17 protein-coding genes are annotated in these 15,497 nt (G+C 62.9%); 9 read left to right on the top strand and 8 right to left on the bottom strand.

Translation table 11 applies throughout. The features are described 5' to 3' along the window. Positions 1-6: 6 nt before the first annotated feature. Positions 7-1,284, bottom strand: coding sequence for a ubiquinone biosynthesis hydroxylase (locus ASD99_RS24450; protein WP_056586800.1), 1,278 nt, complete (start codon positions 1,282-1,284; stop codon positions 7-9). Between the two features lie 99 nt (positions 1,285-1,383). Between ASD99_RS24450 and tesB the strand changes: the two genes are divergently transcribed. From tesB to ASD99_RS24430, 4 genes are all read left to right on the top strand, one after another. After that, positions 1,384-2,259, top strand: a complete 876-nt coding sequence (gene tesB, locus ASD99_RS24445; RefSeq protein ID WP_057145176.1) for an acyl-CoA thioesterase II — start codon at positions 1,384-1,386, stop codon at positions 2,257-2,259. 217 nt (positions 2,260-2,476) lie between these two features. Continuing rightward, the gene (locus ASD99_RS24440; protein ID WP_056585818.1) at positions 2,477-2,815 is read left to right on the top strand and encodes a P-II family nitrogen regulator; all 339 of its coding nucleotides are present in this window, start codon (positions 2,477-2,479) and stop codon (positions 2,813-2,815) included. 31 nt (positions 2,816-2,846) lie between these two features. After that, positions 2,847-4,202: an ammonium transporter gene (locus ASD99_RS24435; RefSeq protein ID WP_056585819.1), complete on the top strand. Its 1,356-nt coding sequence runs from the start codon at positions 2,847-2,849 to the stop codon at positions 4,200-4,202. 269 nt (positions 4,203-4,471) lie between these two features. Then, positions 4,472-4,747 (top strand): hypothetical protein, encoded by a 276-nt coding sequence (locus tag ASD99_RS24430; RefSeq protein ID WP_056585821.1) that lies wholly within the window; start codon positions 4,472-4,474, stop codon positions 4,745-4,747. A 91-nt stretch (positions 4,748-4,838) separates the two neighbouring features. Here ASD99_RS24430 and ASD99_RS24425 read toward each other — a convergent pair whose 3' ends face one another. Continuing rightward, positions 4,839-5,210, bottom strand: a complete 372-nt coding sequence (locus ASD99_RS24425; RefSeq protein WP_057145175.1) for a hypothetical protein — start codon at positions 5,208-5,210, stop codon at positions 4,839-4,841. A gap of 201 nt (positions 5,211-5,411) precedes the next feature. Between ASD99_RS24425 and ASD99_RS24420 the strand changes: the two genes are divergently transcribed. The 3 genes from ASD99_RS24420 to ASD99_RS24410 all read left to right on the top strand — a co-directional run bounded on the left by ASD99_RS24420 (position 5,412) and on the right by ASD99_RS24410 (position 9,884). Beyond that, on the top strand, positions 5,412-8,075 hold the full coding sequence (locus ASD99_RS24420) for a DNA translocase FtsK (RefSeq protein ID WP_057145174.1): 2,664 nt from the start codon (positions 5,412-5,414) through the stop codon (positions 8,073-8,075). A gap of 151 nt (positions 8,076-8,226) precedes the next feature. Beyond that, positions 8,227-8,910 (top strand): outer-membrane lipoprotein carrier protein LolA, encoded by a 684-nt coding sequence (locus ASD99_RS24415; protein WP_057145173.1) that lies wholly within the window; start codon positions 8,227-8,229, stop codon positions 8,908-8,910. 167 nt (positions 8,911-9,077) lie between these two features. Next, a complete protein-coding gene (locus tag ASD99_RS24410) occupies positions 9,078-9,884 on the top strand; it encodes an exodeoxyribonuclease III (protein WP_056585827.1) in 807 nt (268 codons plus the stop codon). 191 nt (positions 9,885-10,075) lie between these two features. Here ASD99_RS24410 and ASD99_RS24405 read toward each other — a convergent pair whose 3' ends face one another. The 4 genes from ASD99_RS24405 to ASD99_RS24390 form a co-directional block, all read right to left on the bottom strand. Next, complete coding sequence (locus ASD99_RS24405; RefSeq protein ID WP_082583411.1) at positions 10,076-11,170, bottom strand: glycosyltransferase family 9 protein; 1,095 nt, start codon at positions 11,168-11,170, stop codon at positions 10,076-10,078. 104 nt (positions 11,171-11,274) lie between these two features. Then, entirely contained in the window at positions 11,275-11,739 is a 465-nt protein-coding gene (locus ASD99_RS24400) for a GNAT family N-acetyltransferase (RefSeq protein WP_244497883.1), read from the bottom strand. Between the two features lie 55 nt (positions 11,740-11,794). Then, positions 11,795-12,250: a Crp/Fnr family transcriptional regulator gene (locus ASD99_RS24395; protein WP_056585833.1), complete on the bottom strand. Its 456-nt coding sequence runs from the start codon at positions 12,248-12,250 to the stop codon at positions 11,795-11,797. Between the two features lie 120 nt (positions 12,251-12,370). After that, positions 12,371-13,054 (bottom strand): response regulator transcription factor, encoded by a 684-nt coding sequence (locus tag ASD99_RS24390; RefSeq protein ID WP_013528898.1) that lies wholly within the window; start codon positions 13,052-13,054, stop codon positions 12,371-12,373. A gap of 165 nt (positions 13,055-13,219) precedes the next feature. Here ASD99_RS24390 and ASD99_RS24385 point away from each other — a divergent pair, with 165 nt between their 5' ends. Then, positions 13,220-13,735 carry a L,D-transpeptidase family protein gene (locus ASD99_RS24385; RefSeq protein WP_056585836.1) on the top strand — a complete coding sequence of 172 codons (516 nt, stop codon included), beginning with the start codon at positions 13,220-13,222 and terminating at the stop codon, positions 13,733-13,735. A 24-nt stretch (positions 13,736-13,759) separates the two neighbouring features. Here ASD99_RS24385 and ASD99_RS24380 read toward each other — a convergent pair whose 3' ends face one another. Next, positions 13,760-14,035 carry a hypothetical protein gene (locus ASD99_RS24380; RefSeq protein ID WP_057145170.1) on the bottom strand — a complete coding sequence of 92 codons (276 nt, stop codon included), beginning with the start codon at positions 14,033-14,035 and terminating at the stop codon, positions 13,760-13,762. A 130-nt stretch (positions 14,036-14,165) separates the two neighbouring features. Between ASD99_RS24380 and gcvA the strand changes: the two genes are divergently transcribed. Next, the gene (gene gcvA, locus ASD99_RS24375) at positions 14,166-15,086 is read left to right on the top strand and encodes a transcriptional regulator GcvA (RefSeq protein WP_057145169.1); all 921 of its coding nucleotides are present in this window, start codon (positions 14,166-14,168) and stop codon (positions 15,084-15,086) included. A 16-nt stretch (positions 15,087-15,102) separates the two neighbouring features. On the opposite strand, the gene ASD99_RS24370 is transcribed toward gcvA, so the two are convergent. Then, positions 15,103-15,456, bottom strand: a complete 354-nt coding sequence (locus tag ASD99_RS24370; RefSeq protein WP_057145168.1) for a DUF1761 domain-containing protein — start codon at positions 15,454-15,456, stop codon at positions 15,103-15,105. Between the last annotated feature and the right edge of the window lie 41 nt (positions 15,457-15,497).

Below are 15,497 nucleotides of genomic sequence, written 5' to 3'. Positions count from 1 at the left end.
CAGCGCTCAGATCGCCTCGCCTTTCAGCAGCCTTGGCGTTCCTGCGGACAATCCTGACGCCTGGCGGATAAAAAACTCCTTCAGGCGCGGCATGCGTTCGACCAGCCCGAGGCCGATGTCGCGGACGGTACGCAGCGGGCCGATGTCGTTGGAAAACAGCCGGTTCAGCACATCTGTCGTGACGCCCATCTGCACCGTGTCGAAACGCCGCCACTGCTGGTAGCGTTCGAGCACGTCGAGCGCACCGATGTCCTGGCCGAGCCGGTCGGCCTCGACGATCACCTCGGCAAGGGCCGCAACATCCTTGAAGCCGAGATTGAGGCCCTGGCCGGCGATCGGGTGGATACCGTGGGCGGCATCGCCGGCGAGCGCGATGCGCGGCGCGACGAAGGCACGCGCAATGGTCAGGCCGAGCGGCCAGGCGCGCGGCTTGTCAGCGACGCGGAGCTCGCCAAGCTTCAGGCCAAAGCGCTGTTCGAGTTCGTGTTCGAAGACGAGATCGTCACCGGCCACCAGCTTGTCGGCATCCTGCGTGCGTTCGACCCAAACGATCGACGAGCGATTGGTGCCGTCCTCGCCGGGTTTGAGCGGCAGTGTGGCGAAGGGCCCCGCCGGCAGGAAATGCTCCTCGGCGCGGCCATGGTGCGGGCGTTCATGCGCCACGGTGCAGACGATGCCGGACTGGCCATATTCCCACTTCACCGTCTTGATGCCGGCCATGTCGCGCAGCTTGGAGTTGACGCCGTCGGCGGCGACCAGCAGCCGCGCCTTCAGCGTCGCACCGTCGGCGAGATGCACGGTGATGCCACTGCCGTTGGTCTCGAAGCCCTGCACGGCGACGCCTTCGATGATGTCGATGCCGAGCTTTTCCGCATTGGCCCGCAAGGCGCCGTTCAGCACCCTGTTGGCGACCATATGCGCAAAGGGCTCGCCCGGCGCCACTTCGCCGTCGAAGGTCAAGAACACCGGACGCACCGGATCGGAGGTGCGCGAATCGGTGATGATCATCTCGGTGATCGCCTGCGCCTGCGGTGCGATCTCGCCCCACACGCCGAGCTGGTCGAGCATGCGGCAGGCGGCGGCGGCAATGGCCGACGCGCGGCCATCCCTTTGCCAGACGCCAGCGGGCGCGGCATCAACGAGCGCGATGGCGAGGCCCGGGCGCGCCTGCTTCAGGGACACGGCGGCGGCCAAGCCGACATAGCCGGCGCCGGCAACCAGAACATCGAGCCCAGACCTGGTTTTCGCGCTTGGCCTGGTTTTCGCGTCCGCCTTGCGTTCCATCATCTTCGCTCCTTGCGCGCCGGCCGGGTCTTGCGCCCTTGACTGCCTGTCCGTCCTGTCGGAAACCGCCATACCACTTCTGCGGCGAGGGCGCGAAATATGACGGCAGCCATGGACGAGCTTCTCGGCATTCTCGACCTCGAGAAGCTGGAACACAATCTGTATCGTGGTCGCAGCCCCCAGCTCGACTGGCAGCGCGTCTTCGGCGGCCAGACCATTGCCCAGGCGCTGGTGGCGGCGCAGCGAACCGTCGATCCCGATCGCCGTGTGCATTCGCTGCACGGCTATTTCATGCGGCCCGGTGACACCAAGGTGCCGATCGTCTACGAGGTCGACCGCATCCGCGATGGCGGCTCCTTCACAACGCGACGCGTGGTGGCGATCCAGCACGGCCAAGCGATTTTTTCGCTGGAAGCCTCGTTCCAGCAGGACGAGGTCGGCCTCGAGCACCAGGTGCCGATGCCGCAGGACGTTCCGGGGCCGGACACGTTGCTGTCGCAGCGCGAATTGCTGGGCAAGTTCGGCGAGGCGGTGCCCGAAGGCATCAAACGCTACTGGGTGCGCGACCGGCCGATCGAGATGAAGCCAGTGATGCTGAAGCATTACACGAGCCGCGAGAAGCTGGAGCCGAAACAGAACATCTGGATCCGCACCACCGGTCCGGTGCCGGCGGATCGCGCCATCCAGGCAGCGGTGCTTGCCTATCTTTCCGACATGACACTGCTCGACACATCGACTTTCGCGCATGGCCGCGCCATTTTTGACCGCGATATCCAGGCGGCGAGCCTCGACCACGCCATGTGGTTCCATCGCAGCCATGCGCTCGACGACTGGATGCTCTACACGCAGGACAGCCCGTCGACGCAGGGGTCGCGCGGCTTTACGCGCGGGTCACTGTTTGCCCGCGACGGCAGGCTGATCGCCTCGGTTGCGCAGGAAGGGCTGATCCGGCTCAAGCGATCGCCTCCAGAGTAGGCATTTTCGGAAAATTGCCTAATTTTTAAGCATATGGATCGCCGCAGCTGTGAGCAGGTTGCGTCGGAACGCTCCTCAATCTCTTTGTTTACAACGAGTTAACACCCAGCTTCGGCACTTGGCACGGAGCTTGAATCCTCGTGGGCACTCTCCGGCTCTTTGGGATCGGTGAAGGTGTGCAAACGCGGGGGACCGCAACAGCAAAGGGTGAAACCTTATGAAAATCGTGATGGCAATCATCAAGCCGTTCAAGCTCGACGAGGTACGCGAAGCGCTTACCGCCGTCGGCATCCAGGGCCTGACCGTCACCGAAGTCAAAGGCTACGGGCGTCAGAAAGGGCATACGGAAATCTATCGCGGGGCGGAATACGCGGTCAGCTTCCTGCCGAAGATCAAGATCGAAGTCGCGGTCAGTACCGACATGGTCGACAAGGCCGTCGAAGCCATCACCGCCGCCGCCAAGACAGGCCAGATCGGCGACGGCAAGATCTTCGTTTTCGGCATCGATCAGGCGGTGCGCATCCGCACCGGCGAAACAGACACCGACGCGCTCTGAGCGGCGATCACGTATTCCAATGGAGAGTTCAATGAATATTCCTTCCACCTTGAAGACGACGGGACGGGCCGCCTTTTTGGGTTCGCTCGTTCTCGCAGCATTGGGCACGGTCGCCGCCTTCGCGCAGGAAGCGGCTCCTGCCGCAGCCGCGGCCGCGCCGGCTGCTGCCCCGATCCCGGTGCTCGACACCGGCAACACCGCCTGGATGCTGACCTCGACGGCGCTCGTGCTGATGATGACCATTCCGGGCCTTGCGCTGTTCTACGGCGGCATGGTGCGCAAGAAGAACGTGCTCGCCACCATCATGCAGAGCTTTGCCATCACCTGCCTGGTGACGGTGCTGTGGTTCATGTTCGGCTATTCGCTGGCCTTCTCGGACGGCGGCGGCGTGAACAGCTATATCGGCGGCACCTCGAAATTCTTCCATCACGGCATCACCACTGCCTCGCTGTGGCTGCCGGGCGTCGCGAATATTCCTGAATTCGTCTTCTCGATGTTCCAGATGACCTTCGCCATCATCACCCCGGCACTGATTGCCGGTGCCTTCGCCGAGCGCATGAAGTTCTCGGCGCTGCTGATCTTCATGGCGGTGTGGCTGCTGGTCGTCTACGTGCCGATCGCGCATTGGGTCTGGGGCGGCGGCTTCCTCGGCACGGCTGGCGTGCTCGACTTTGCCGGCGGCACGGTCGTCCACATCAACGCCGGTGTCGCCGGTCTCGTCTGCGCACTGGTTCTCGGCAAGCGCGAAGGCTACGGCACCACCAACATGGCGCCGCACAACCTGGTCTATTCGGTGATCGGCGCTTCGCTGCTGTGGGTCGGCTGGTTCGGCTTCAATGCCGGCTCGGAACTGGCTGCCGACGGCCTTGCCGGCGCTGCCATGCTCAACACCCAGGTTGCCACCGCCGCGGCGGCTCTGGCCTGGATGTTCGCCGAATGGATTGTCGCCAAGAAGCCTTCCGTGCTCGGCATCATCTCGGGCGCCGTCGCCGGCTTGGTCGCGGTGACGCCGGCTTCCGGCTTCGTCAACCCGACCGGCGCCTTCATCGTCGGCATCGTTGCCGGCGTCGTCTGCTACCTCTCGGCGGTCAAGGTCAAGCACATGTTCGGCTATGACGACTCGCTCGATGCCTTCGGCGTGCATGGCGTCGGCGGTATCATCGGCGCCCTGCTCACCGGCGTGCTCGCCGACCCGGCGATCAACAGCCTCGGTGCAGGCGCTTCGCTCGGCAAGCAGATCTACGGCGTTGCCGTCACCATCGTGTGGACGGGCATTGCCACCTTCGTGATCCTCTACATCGTCAAGGCGCTGGTCGGTCTGCGTCCGACGACACAGGAAGAGGTCGAAGGCCTCGACATCTCCCAGCATGGCGAAGTGGTGCCGTAAGGCCAGCTTGGCCACGGGGCCGGCGGAACCCTCCTCCCGCCGGCCCCAAGAATCCCGTCGTGACACTCCCGAAAGGAGTTCACGCATTGAGGCCCGGATCACGTCCGGGCTTCTTTTTTTGGTACAATCACCCTGCCAATGCCGGGATACGGACAATCACGTTCGTGTGATCAAGATTTTTGAGGAAACATCGACCGCTCTGGTTCCGAACTGTGGGGACGATCGTCGTTTTGATGCTCGTGCCAAACAACAGGGAAGGAAACCATCTCATGAACCTCAAGACCATCTGCCTCGGAGCGCTCGCTCTTGCCATGGTCAGCGGCACGGCATTTGCCGGTGCTCTCGATGAGCCCGACAACATGGCGCCGTTCTTCACGGATTCCAGCATGAAAACCATGAAGCCGATGGCGGACTTCAAGACAGCCTTCATGGCCATGCCGATGGAAAAGCAGGAAGCGATGAAGAAGGAATGCAACGACGCGGCGATGAGCAAGCCGCACGCCGAATTCTGCGCGAATGTCCAGGCGCTCGGCGGCGCCAACTGATCTTGCCGTGATCGGGCCGAGGCCCGATCTTTGTTGCCAAACGACCAATGGCGGGCTCGCAGGCTCGCCATTGTTTGGTTCAGCGGCAGCTCTATCCGCCGGCACCGTCGTCCATCATGGTGCCTGTCAGCGCCTCATAGGCACTGCTGCACGTCCGGGACTGGGGGCAATTCCTGACAATCAGCACGGGCGCCACCGTCAGGACTGCGGCGATCAGAATCTGCAGGCCGAGGCCCGGCACTCCAAATCCCTTGCCGAAAAGACCTTTGCACAGAAAATACAGGCCTTGTGCCAGGCAGGCTGTGGCGAGGATGTGCAGGAGCGGGCCGGTCGCTCTGGCAAAGGGCGTCACGTAGCCATCCGGGAAGCCCACCATGCCCAGTTCGACAAACCAGTGCAGGGCGAGCAGGAGACTGAGCACCGCCCAGGCCAGAGCCGCCACGCGAAGGAAGACGGATTGCATGCCTCTCCCCAAATTGGTGACCCCTGCGGCCCGCTCTCGGCTATTCCTCGGGCAGCAAGCGGCTCAACCGGCGGTAACGAGGTTTGATCATCTCAACCTCTTATAGTTAATGCGCCCTTAACCTTCCCGCCGATAGTCTGACACCCGAATCTGCCGAAGTGCGCCACGCACCCGGCGAGTCCATGACAGACGGGGAAGAGCATGCGTTCAGGGGCTTCAGCACCGCTTGCGCTGGCCGATACGGGGCACGGCATCCAGGCGTTTGCGCGGCGTCAGGTCGGGCGGCTGGTCGGCGCCGGCCTGTTTGTGCTGGCCGCCTTTGGCGTGGCCAGCCTTGCCACCTGGAACGTCGCCGATCCGAGCTTCTCGCACGCGACGAACAACACCGTCACCAACGCCATGGGCTATGCGGGTGCTGTGTTCTCCGACCTGGCCATGCAGTTCTTCGGCCTCGCCGCTGTCGCGGCCCTGGTTCCGGCCGTCATCTGGGGCTTCCTGCTGTTTTCCGCGCGCGGCGTCGACAGGCTGCCCAAACGCGGGCTGTCCTGGTTCGGCTTCGCGCTGCTGGCGGCTGCAATGGCCGGCTGCGTTGTGCCGCCCAAGACCTGGCCGTTGCCCACCGGCCTCGGCGGCGTGTTCGGCGACATGGTGCTGAAGATCCCCAGCGTCATCATCGGCGGCTATCCAACCGGGCTGATCGCCAGCATCATCGCTGTTCTGCTGGCCGCACCCGCGCTGTGGCTCTTTGCCCTTGGCTCGGCGCTGATCGGACGCAAGAACGGCTTCGCCGTCATGGAGGACGAGCCTGCCGCCGATCCGCGCGAGGACGACCTTTTGTTCGACAATGACGAGGATGAAGGCGACGAGGGCATCCTGGCGCTCGGGGCAATTACTCATTGGTGGCTCTCGTTCCGCGCGTGGATGCACCGCCGCGCCGTGCGCCGCAGGCAGGAGCGGGACGAGTACGAACCGGAGATGGAGCAGCGCTCCACTGCCTGGCGGCGCGCCGCCGAACGGGTCGAATCGGCCGAGTTCGCCGAGCAGCGGATGAGCCAGGATGGCCGCGCCCGCGTCGAGCCCGAATTCTTCGCCGCCATGGTCAATGACCGCAGCGCTTCGCTCGACCCCGACGATGCCGATATCTTCGACGTCGACGACGACATGGATTTCGAGCAGGAGGAGCCCGCCATCCAGCGACGCGCGGCGCCGACCGCCAAGGTCCAGCCGTTCCGCTCCGATGCCGCCACCCGTGTCGAGGCGCCGGCGGCGCGCCCCGTGCCGGGCGCCCGCGTGCAGCGCGAGGCGCAGACATCGCTGATCGGCTCGGAAAAGTTCGAAATGCCGTCGCTGCATTTCCTGTCGGAACCGAAGAACGTGGTGCGCGACGCCAGCCTGTCCAAGGATGCGCTGGAGCAGAATGCCCGCCTGCTCGAAGGCGTTTTGGAGGATTTCGGCGTCAAGGGCGAGATCATCGCCGTCCGTCCGGGTCCGGTGGTCACCCTCTATGAGCTCGAACCGGCGCCTGGTATCAAGTCGTCGCGGGTCATCGGCCTGTCCGACGACATCGCCCGCTCAATGAGCGCCATCGCCTGCCGCGTCGCCGTGGTGCCGGGCCGCAACGCCATCGGCATCGAACTGCCGAACGCCAAGCGCGAAACCGTATATCTGCGCGAGATCCTGGCCAGCCGCGACTTCGAGACGACGAAGGCCAAGCTGGCGCTGGCGCTGGGCAAGACCATCAATGGCGAGGCGGTCATCGTCGACATCGCCAAGATGCCGCACGTGCTGGTCGCCGGCACCACCGGCTCGGGCAAGTCGGTCGCCATCAACACCATGATCCTGTCACTGCTCTACCGGCTGACGCCGCAGGATTGCCGGCTGATCATGATCGATCCGAAGATGCTGGAACTCTCGGTCTATGACGGCATCCCGCATCTGCTCACGCCTGTCGTCACCGATCCGAAGAAGGCGGTGGTGGCGCTGAAATGGACCGTGCGCGAGATGGAGGATCGCTACCGCAAGATGTCCAAGGTCGGCGTGCGCAACATCGACGGTTTCAATGCCCGTGTCACCCAGGCTGACAAGAAGGGCGAAAAGATATCGCGCACCGTGCAGACCGGCTTCGACCGCCAGACCGGCGAGGCGATCTACGAGACCGAGAACCTCGATCTCGAGCCGATGCCCTATATTGTCGTCATCATTGACGAGATGGCCGACCTGATGATGGTCGCCGGCAAGGACATCGAGGGTGCCGTGCAGCGCCTGGCGCAGATGGCGCGCGCCGCCGGCATCCATGTCATCATGGCCACGCAGCGCCCGTCGGTCGACGTCATCACCGGTACCATCAAGGCCAATTTCCCGACCCGCATCTCCTTCCAGGTGACGTCGAAGATCGACAGCCGCACCATTTTGGGCGAGCAGGGCGCCGAGCAGCTGCTCGGCATGGGCGACATGCTCTACATGGCCGGCGGCGGCCGTATCCAGCGCGTGCACGGCCCGTTCGTCGCCGACGAAGAAGTCGAGAAGATCGTCGCGCATCTGAAGCTGCAGGGCGTGCCCGAATATCTCGATGCCATCACCGAGGATGACGGCGAGGACGACGACGAACCGTCAGGCAAGGGTGGAGCCAGTGGCGGTGGCGGCAACAGCAATTTCGAGGATTCCGACGATCCTTACGATCAGGCGGTTTCCGTGGTGCTGCGCGACGGCAAGGCCTCGACCAGCTATATCCAGCGCCGGCTGGGCATCGGCTACAACCGCGCCGCCTCGATCATCGAGAAGATGGAGAAGGAAGGTATCGTCGGCCCGGCCAACCATGCCGGCAAGCGCGAGATCCTGGTGCCGACCGAAGAGGACAAGTTCTGACCAGAAGGCCTGACACTTGTGACATCCCGGTCTGGCAACCTTGAACCTTTCAAGACGTTGAAGCGACTGAGGAACGCCTGACCCGCCAAACTTCAGCCTAACTGGGGGTCCAAGCACAGAACAACTCAGGAATCAGATGAGAGTGACCGACATGAAAAATGATCCTTCAGCGCTCAGCAAATTTGCTCCCTCCCGGCGTCAGTTGCTGGGCCTCGGCCTGGCGCTTGCAGGGGCGGCAGCCTTCAACGCGGTGCCCGGCTTCCAGGTGCTGGCTTCGGCGCAGGCGGCCGTGCCGGCCGCGGCACAGAAGATCGCCGACCATTTTTCCTCGGTGAAATCGATGAGCGGCGAATTCGTGCAGTTCGGCCCCAAGGGCGAGCAGACCGGCGGTAAGTTCTTCCTCGAACGGCCGGGCAAGATCCGCTTCAACTATGACGGCTCTTCGAACTTCCGGGTGATTTCAGACGGCGAGTCGGTCGTCATCCTGAACAAGAAGCTCAACACGTCCGATCTCTATCCGCTGTCGAAGACGCCTCTGAAGCTGCTGCTCGACACCAGGATCGACCTCTCTGGCGACCGCGTCAAAAGCGTCAAGCAGGAGGATGACCTCACCACCATCCAACTCGCCGACAAATCGGTGTTCGGCAATTCGAAGATCACGATGATGTTCGACCCTAAAACCTTTGATTTGCGACAGTGGACGATCACCGACGCGCAGGGCAAGGACACAACGGTGATGATCTTCAACACCAAGGAAGGCGTCAGCTTCGCCCCCGATACTTTCGCCATCGACTACACCGCGAATCGCGAGCTCAACACCAACAAGTCGCGCTAACCCTGCCGTTATAGCTGTGGAAAGCACCGGGCCGCGCCTCGTCGGGCGTTGGCCGGCTTGTCTTTGCGGCTTGCGGCTGGCAGTTTCCCGGACTGACTCCGTCAAAAGGCGTCTTCCCCGTCAGGGCCCATCGGTTCTGGCCGGCCGCACGCTGTCCTGGATTGCCAATGCCCTTCTCCATCGCCACCTGGAACATCAACTCCGTTCGGCTGCGCATGCCGATCGTCGAGCGCCTGCTTGTCGAGCATGCGCCTGACGTGCTCTGCCTGCAGGAAACCAAGGTTCCCGACGAACTGTTTCCCGAAAAGGCCTTCCGCAAACTCGGCTACGAGCACATCGCCTTCCATGGTCAGAAGGGCTACCACGGCGTCGCGACGGTGGCGCGGCGGCCGATCGCGGTGGTTGAGAAGCGGCGTTTCTGCGAGATCGAGGACAGCCGGCACCTCTCGGTGAACGTGCGGGCCGGCGGCAAGGCGATCCTGCTGCACAATTTCTACGTTCCGGCGGGCGGCGACGAACCGGATCCCGTCATCAACAGGAAGTTCAAGCACAAGCTCGATTTCGTCGCCGAGATGAATGCCATCCGGGCGGAGCATGACGATGTGTCCGGCTCGGTGCTGGTCGGCGACCTCAACATTGCCCCACTCGAACACGACGTCTGGTCGCACAAGCAATTGCTCAACGTGGTCAGCCATACGCCGGTCGAGACGGAAAATTTCGAGGCGATGCGCCTCGCCGGCAACTGGGTCGACCTGATGCGGCTCAATGTGCCGCATGAGCAGAAGCTCTACACTTGGTGGAGTTACCGCGCGCAGGATTGGCAAGCTTCGGACCGCGGCCGGCGGCTCGACCATGTCTGGTCGTCGCCGAATCTGGTTCCCGATTTTGCCGGCTACGAGATTCTGCGCCTGGCGCGCGGCTGGGAGCGCCCGTCGGACCATGTGCCTGTTATCGCGCGGTTCGATCTGGATTAGGTCTGTCGATATTCAGGTGAGGCCGGCCTGCAAATGACGGCCTCCTGCGCTTCCTCGTTCTACCGCGTCGCGGTAGAACTGTGCTCACATACCCAAAAGTACGCTCCGCTCCGGTTCTCTGTATCAGCCATTTTCGGCTCGGCCTGACCTGAATCTCAACACACCTTAAGCTGCGCTGGGTCCAAAGGGGTTCAAACGACGCGCTTCAAGTCTTTGTGCAGGTCGTTGTCCCAAGACGGCTGCGCGGACAGGGGGCCTGTCTTGTTCGCGTGATCCAGCAGATGGGGGTGGTCGCGGTGGCGCGTCGCCAACATCCGTTGCGCCGCTTCGATGATTTTGGGCGCCGGGACATTTGCGACCAGGCCGGTTGGACTTGCATGGCGGGATTCGACTACGTCCACGCAGTTCGAAAGCGGCCGCCAGCGCGCCATGCTGGCACCGCCACTGACGATTATCATCGGTGTCATCACCGTAGCCATCAGATGCGCCGTACCGCCTTCGGCGCCAATGTAGAGATCGGCAAACTCTCCGAGCGCAAGTAGAACGTCGCTGACATTGACGCCCTCGACCGTAGTAAAATCGACAAGCCGCAACTTCGGCACGCGTTGGGCCAGTTCAGCCATATCGGGGCCATCACCAGGTGTTTTCACATAGATGAGGTTTGCCCCGTCGGCGATCATGCTGGCGGATACCGCGACAACCTGATCCGCGGTCAATCGCTTGCCGCCATCGCCATGCGCCGCGATGACGATCAATGGAGCATGCTTGCCGCCCGCCAGGGTCCTGGCCGCCGCCCGCGCGGCCGGGATGGGTTCCAGCCGATGGTCGAAAGGCAACCGTCTGCCGGCAAGACGCTCAATGAGGCGGTGGTAGCGCCATGCATTGCGCTCGGGCCGTGCTTCGGGTTTCTGACCGGGGCGCCAGGAAAGAGCGAAGCCCGGGAAGTTCGCTTCATAGGCGATGCCGCGGCCGAGCAGCGAGGCCCAGGTCTGGATCAGCCAGCGCCCCGAGATGCGGAAATCGACGACGGCCAACCGCTCCTTGCCCTTACGGTGGCTGGCCACCAATTGCATCAGAGGCGTCCGAACATTGATCGCATCGACCAGGTGGTGGACATGGCGATTGAGCACATGCTCAAGGGTTGATGACCCGGTGGTTCCGTAGACGATAAAACTGTCGGGGAAAGCCGTTCTGGCGGCGCGCAAAGCCGGAATCCGGACCAGTCCGTCGCCGAACGCGTCGTTGCGGGAATACAAGATAATCGTCTCGTACCGAGCTGACAGCATGCCTCGCTCCCCCCAGGAGCTTGGTGGTGGCGGTGCCTGCTAGGCCGCCCGCCTTCGAGGTTCTGTAGGATTTCACCTCTAGCCTGTCAACGGAACCTCGCCGCTCAGGTCCGGGCAGTGGGATGACCAACCCGTCGGCGGTCCTCCCACTCCGGCCGCAGTTGCGCCATGACCAACTCGTCGCGGTGCACGCCTTTGAAAAAGACGCTGCCGCGCGAAATGCCCTCAGCCGTGAAGCCGACAGCTTCGTAGGCGCGCCGGGCGCGATGATTGTCCGGGAAAAGGCCAATGCAGAGCCGATAGGCGTCGGTCTCGACGAAAACCCGATCAACCGTCGCCGCCAGCAGCATTCTGCGGTGGCCTTGTCCTGGTGCAGCGACGGCGATGCGCTTGACCAGCGTCACGCGCTCGGCAGAGGCCCATTGGCGAAGGATGACGAAGCCGATCGGCGCTGAACCGTCGACGCCGACAAAATAGGCATGACTGTCGTCGAAAAGGGCCTCGCGATGACGCGTTTCGTCCCAGCGCCCGACAAGGGCGTCGTAGCCCTCGCGCCGTTCGGTCGCCATGACGAAGGGCAGGTCATTTTCGGTAGCGCGTACAAGCTGAAAGTCTATGTGCGCCTTAGCCGGAGAAGCGTGGCGCCAGTTCCTCGATGCGGCGGATCATCGCCTGAAATTCCTCGGAGATGCGCTGGTGGAGCTTGACCGCGACCTCGGGGTATTCCTCCAGGATGCGGCGGAACATCTTGCGGCTGAGCCGGATCACTTCCGAATCGATCTCGGCCGACGCGCTGGTCAGCCGGTTGGTATCGGCGATCAATGCCAGCTCGCTCAGGATCGTGCCGGGGCCGGCCGTGCCTATCGGGATGCGTTCGCCATCGTGCTCCCGGTAGAGCACGATGCGTCCGCTGACGACGATATAGGCCGAATCGGCCTCGTCGTCCTCGCGGTATAGCTTGTGGTTGGCGCTCAGCCTGGTGTTCTCGGCGCCGAAGGCGAGCAGGCGCAACTGTTCCTGCGTGAAGCCCTCGAAGAGCCTCACGGCGGACAGGATGCGGATGTCGTCATCCAACGCCATCTAGCTGTGTCCCCGAACGGTCAGTCCAATCCCTCCTCTGCGGGTCGATCCAAACCCCCCTCCAACTGGATCGTACCCGAAAGCGGCCCCGCCCCGGCCGCTCATTGGATAATGAAATGTTTAAGGAACCAGCTTGTAGCCACCGCTTTCTGTCACAAGAATTTCAGCATTGGAAGGATCGCGCTCAATCTTCTGACGCAGCCGATAGACATGGGTTTCCAGCGTGTGCGTGGTGACGCCGGAATTGTAGCCCCACACTTCCTCGAGCAGCACATCGCGCGTCACCACTTTCTGGTCGGCGCGATAAAGATATTTGATGATCGAGGCCTCCTTCTCTGTCAGCCGCACCTTGCCTCCGCGCGGGTCGAGCAACAGTTTCTGGCTGGGCTTGAAGGTGTAGGGCCCGACCGAGAAGGTGGCGTCCTCGCTCTGCTCATGCTGGCGCAATTGCGCCCGAATGCGCGCAAGCAGCACGGCGAAGCGGAACGGCTTCGTCACATAGTCGTTGGCGCCGGCCTCGAGACCGAGGATCGTATCCGAATCGGTGTCGTGGCCGGTCAGCATGATGATGGGCGCCTTGTAGCCGCCCTTGCGCAGGATCTTCACCGCTTCGCGGCCGTCCATGTCAGGCAGCCCGACATCCATGATGAGCAGATCGATGAGGCCGCCGCGCGCCGCGGCGACACCTTTTGCCGCGGTCGATTCCTGCAGCACATCGAATTCCTCATAAAGGGATAATTGCTCGACCAGCGTGCCGCGCAGGTCGTCATCGTCGTCGACGATCAGAATGGTGCGTGAAGTCATGGATCAATCCGTTGTTTTGAAAAGAAAATTCAGTTGACCGCTGCCTGTTTATGCGGAAGCTGACCGGCACAACAGCCGATCACAGTGATTTGTTCCGTGGCACGATCATACAAGAAAAAACACGATCGCAATGCAGCCGGCGCAATTTTGCGAAAAGGGCTGCGCGTGCTGACCGTGCGGGCCCGGCCCGGCCATCCAAGCCAAGGTCTGCTGCAGGCCGGCAAAACGGTGTTTGCGTGTGCGCTGGGGCGGGGCGGCATCTCGGCGGACAAGCGCGAAGGCGACGGCGCCACGCCGCTGGCCTCGATGCGGATACTGTCAGGATATTTCCGGGGAGACCAGTTCTCCAGCGGCCGCAAGACCCGATTGGCGATGACGCCGATCGGACCCGACCTGGGCTGGTGCGAAGTGCCCGACGATCGCAATTACAACAGGCCGGTCAAGATTCCCTATGGCGCCAGCCACGAACGCATGCGGCGCGACGACCGGCTCTACGACGCCTGCCTAGTGCTCGACTGGAACCTGTCGCCACGCCGGCGCGGGCGCGGCAGCGCCATCTTTTTCCATCTGGCGCGCCCCGGCTTCACGCCGACGCAAGGCTGTGTGGCCGTCACGGCGCAAACAATGGCGCGGCTGCTGCCGCTGCTGTCGGATCGGACTGTGGTGAGGGTGGTGAGGTAGGCAGTAGGCAGTAGGGGCGCTGACTTAATTTTCCCTACTGCCTATTTCCTTCTGCCTATTCCCTGACCTTCGCGGCTGCTGCCAGCCGATGTCGAGAAGGCCGAGGCGGCCCATCTCACGGTCCATGGCGCGTGCGATGTCCTTGCGCCTGGCGCCGACGTCGCGCAGTTGCCGGTCCGAAAGGTCTTCGACATTCTGGTGCGGGAGATTGATCGCGACCCGGGCGTGACGCAGCCAGTCGAGGCTCTCGGCCAGCCAGTTCGGACGGGGTTTCGACGAATTCAAAGCGATGATGGACATGGTGTGATCCGCGCTCTCCGGATATCAAATCCGGCTTGTTGATGTATCGATGACTGGATCATGCCAGATTGAAATCCCTGCGAGAAACGAGTAGTTTTCTCTGGATCATCAAGTTTTATTTGAGGATAGCGTGGCCCGCCTTCTGCCAGGAACTCGCGCCTTGAGGACGCTGGAAGCAGCGGCCCGGCACCTCAATTTCACCCGTGCCGCCGACGAGCTGGGCTTGACGCCAGCCGCCGTCAGCCACCAGATCAAGGAAATCGAGGATCAGCTCGGACTGGTGCTGTTTACGCGCACCAGCCGCACCATCCGGCTGACCGAGGCTGGCACGGTGCTGTTCGAGGCCTCGATCGACGCGCTCGACCTGCTTGGCCGGGCCGTTTCGCGGGCGCAAAAGCTGACGCGCGGCACCGCGCTGCTGAAAGTGACGCTGGATGCACAGTTCGCGTCAAAATGGCTGATGCGGCGCGTCGACGATTTTCGCAAGCATCACCCCGCTATCAAGTTGCGATTCGACATCGCCTATGAAGTGCGGGATTTCGAACTCGATGACGTCGATGTCGGCATCCGTTTCGGCGCCGGTAAATATCCGGGCCTGCGCGCCCACCGGCTGTTCGACAACATCCTCATTCCGGTGTGCAGCCCGAGCCTCTTGACCTCCGGTCCGCCGCTGCGCGAGCCGCGCGATCTTTTCAATCACACGCTTGCCCATATCGAATGGTCGCGACAAGGCGTGACATGGCCGAACTGGCGGATGTGGATGGCGGCGGTCGGCGTCAACGATTTCGACGACAGCCGGACCATCGTGTTCGGAAACTCCACGGACGCCGTCCAGGCAGCGCTCGACGGCAATGCCGTCGCGCTCGCCGATTTCGCCATGGTGGCGAACGACCTTTCCCAAGGAAGGCTGGTGCAGCCTTTTGAACTCGGCCTGCGGATAGCTCCCGAGTTCGCCTATTTCCTGGTCTATCCAGAGAGTGCGGCCGACGATCCGCGTATCGTCGCCTTTCGCGAATGGATTCTCGAGGAAGTCGCCAAGACGCGGACCTGACGATCGCGGGAAGCGGTCAGCTTGCCGCGGCGCCGAACCAGCCGATCACGGCGCCGATGATCAGCAGTACGCCAAGCCAGTGGCCGCTGTCGATGAGGGTCAGGTCCCAGCCGAAATTCTCGTAGCGATGGTTGACCGAGAGCGTCGTGGCGACGAAGCCCAGCCAAAGCACGAAACCGATGACCAGGTCGGCAAGCAGTGTCGGCTCGCCACCCGTCATCGCGCCGACAACCAGGGCCATGATGTAGGCCATGACCAGTTCGGCGACGAAGCTGATGACGAAGGCCAGCGGCGATTTCTTCATCGTGGCCGGGTCAAGCTTTGCGGCCTTCAGCCAGGGCTCACGGCCAGCCAGTTTACTGCCGAAAATCCATCAGCTTCCCCCTCCGATGCGGCTGTGATGGAACGCCT

This window comes from Mesorhizobium sp. Root695 (assembly GCF_001428185.1).
GTDB lineage: Bacteria > Pseudomonadota > Alphaproteobacteria > Rhizobiales > Rhizobiaceae > Mesorhizobium.
Note: the sequence above shows the minus strand (reverse complement) of the source record. Positions and strands in the feature narration are given on the sequence as shown.